The sequence below is a fragment of the Microcystis sp. LEGE 00066 genome (assembly GCF_015207925.1).
GTDB classification, from domain to species: domain Bacteria; phylum Cyanobacteriota; class Cyanobacteriia; order Cyanobacteriales; family Microcystaceae; genus Microcystis; species Microcystis ichthyoblabe_A.
The window spans coordinates 1-1,731 of record NZ_JADEVX010000340.1; the positions used below are offsets into that span (position 1 = coordinate 1).

Sequence of the window (1,731 nt, forward strand, 5' to 3'; positions counted from 1 at the left end):
CCCCAAACCCCCCGCGCATTAGTTTTTCGGTGGGATGCTTACACGCGATTGTTCATATTTTTGTACTAATTTAAGAGTCACTGATAATTGCTGATTGTCGGTATTTCTACAAATGTGAGATGCACCCGTTTCCCACTGTCTTTTCACTGATTACTGATTACTGATTACTGATTACTGATCACTGATTACTGATTACTGTTCACTGAAAGGGGTATTCGTGAGAGAGGAAGGGTAAAGAGATTAATTCTCCTGTTGCCTCGCCGATTTGCACTTTTAAACCTTCTCCTCCCGCTTTTGTTTTCACATAACCCAAGCCAAAATCCTCCAGCACACTGGTGAGTAAACCGACTTTTTGGGCTTCTAAAATAATCGGGGTATTGCTGGGGACGGGTTGGCTGAGTTTTATGCCCCAAAGTCTTTGTTTTACGCCTTTATAGGTGTTAAGACGGGCGATAGTTTCTTGACCAATATAACAGCCCTTATCAAATACAATCGCTCGCCATAAACCGGCCTCTAAAGGGTTATAATCTTCGGTTAATTCTCGATCGACTGCCGGTCGGCCCTGATGGATTCTTAGGTATTCCCACACCTGTTCATCGGCGGGAGTAACGCCATTTTTAATTAAATTTTCCCAGAGGGGACCGGCTTCGCTGGCGGCAACGATTAAAGTATATCCGGGTAGATCTAAGCCGGTGCCGACGGCTACTCTCAGGGGGGGGTCAGAAAGGAGATAATGACTATGCTGCACCCCCGTTAAAATCTGCTCTGGAACGGCGATTTTTTGCAGGTATTGCCCGCTTTCAGTACCGATTAGGGTGAAAATGCTAAAATTATCGGTTAAGTCGCTAATTTCCACCTTATCGAAGGGGAAAATATAGCGATCGATCAATTCCAGTAAAAATTGACGACGTTGGGGAGAAACGAGGATGAGGAGGGAGTCATCGCCAGCGTAAACTGTGACAAAATCGAGGGTACGACCGGTAGAGTTAAGGAAAATTGTCTCACAACCCTGACCCGGTTTCAGGCGATCGATAGCGTTACTGGTTTGATTGTGGAGAAAACGCAGTCGATCCTGGCCTTTTAATTCTAATAAACCCCAATGGGAGCGATCGATTAAAATTGTTGGTGATGCTAAACTTTGGGGATCATTGTGGTAATCTTTGAGAAAATTAGCGGCATACTCTGCCTTGATCGTGTCTAAATCTGCTTTCATTGGGGTAAATTAGCGAATAATTGCTTAATAATACGCTCGGTTTTTGTTTCCAAACTCTGCCAATCTAGTTCACCGGTGGGGTCGAGGAGACTGGTATCGATGGTGACGCTCTCTCCCTCATCGGTGGGATAATCGAGAAAACAGACTTGAAAACAAAGTTCCCAAATATTTACAGTAACGGAGCGATCGAGATAAGTCAAACAGAGCAGATAACTGGGATAGGGATCTTGAATTTCTGTATAAGTTCCTTTCCAGAGGGAATTTTCTAACTGTTTGCGCAGATTATCCAGCACCCGAATAAATGCCGGTTGCATTAATAATTGTGCCTGTTCCCAAGCAGTAATATCTTTAAATTTTGGATTCATCTTATCAGTTATCAGTTATCAGATTTGAGGATTAAGTGATAACGGGGTGCATCTCATTTTTGTCAATCTACGAAGTTGGGATTTTTCAAGGGAAACTCTCTACTAAAATCGGGCGTTACTTTCGGTTTTATCGCTCAATCCAAGCTTTTGGGG

2 protein-coding genes are annotated in these 1,731 nt (G+C 43.5%); both read right to left on the reverse strand.

Annotated elements, in window-relative coordinates:
• Positions 1-199: 199 nt before the first annotated feature.
• Complete coding sequence (locus IQ224_RS23315) at positions 200-1,213, reverse strand: folate-binding protein YgfZ (RefSeq protein ID WP_194033548.1); 1,014 nt, start codon at positions 1,211-1,213, stop codon at positions 200-202.
• The gene (locus IQ224_RS23320; protein WP_002743680.1) at positions 1,210-1,578 is read right to left on the reverse strand and encodes a hypothetical protein; all 369 of its coding nucleotides are present in this window, start codon (positions 1,576-1,578) and stop codon (positions 1,210-1,212) included. The genes IQ224_RS23315 and IQ224_RS23320 overlap by 4 nt, the downstream gene beginning before the upstream one ends.
• Between the last annotated feature and the right edge of the window lie 153 nt (positions 1,579-1,731).

Bases quoted from the DNA above. Each gene is read 5' to 3' on its own strand.
- IQ224_RS23315 (WP_194033548.1), bottom strand. From the start codon at position 1,213: ATGAAAGCAGATTTAGACACGATCAAGGCAGAGTATGCCGCTAATTTT.
- IQ224_RS23320 (WP_002743680.1), bottom strand. From the start codon at position 1,578: ATGAATCCAAAATTTAAAGATATTACTGCTTGGGAACAGGCACAATTA.